Consider the following 635-nt stretch of genomic DNA (forward strand, 5'->3'; position numbering starts at 1 on the left):
GTGGTGGCGGCGGCTTCGGCGGTGGCGGTGCTGGCGGCTCATGGTAGAGTGAGTGCGACTTTAAACAATAAAATACTTCTTTAAAAGTCGTTATGCTCAAAAATGACACATTTAGAGTTAGCGGCTTTAAAGATAATCGGGCATATTAGATAATTGCCTATTTGAGGAAATATTATAATGGTACAACATACCCCGCCGCAGCCAAGCCTTGCTCGTCTTTGGCGTCAAGCTGTCTTTGTTCCTATGCTCCATAGCAGATGGCTCACAGCAGATGCCAAAGCGCGCTTAACAGCTAAGGTTACCGAAGCGGAGCTTGGGCATCGCGGAGAAGTGTTCCTGGTTGTTGAAAATCATTTACCTATCCAAGAGGCTTACCGTATCAATTCTCGCGTGCGGGCTGTTGACTTGTTCAGCGAGTATAGGGTATGGGATACCGAAGAGAACACAGGCGTTTTAGTCTATGTCAATATATGCGAGCATAGCTTAGATATCGTCGCCGATCGCGGCATCAGCGCCCATGTCAGTCCAACCGTGTGGCGCGCTATGTGTGATAAGGCGCTAGCTGGTATCGCCAATCAAAAGATGGAAGCGAGCTTGATTGAGCTATTAGATGAGATCGGACAGCTATTACGTCA

Annotated in this window: 1 protein-coding gene; it reads left to right on the top strand. The window is 48.0% G+C overall.

All coding sequences use genetic code 11. From position 1 onward, the window contains the following. Positions 1–177 precede the first annotated feature (177 nt). On the top strand, positions 178–635 hold a 458-nt coding region (locus ACTXGO_RS15745; RefSeq protein WP_443575179.1), incomplete at its 3' end, for a TPM domain-containing protein.

The sequence above is a fragment of the Psychrobacter sp. T6-1 genome (assembly GCF_052258445.1).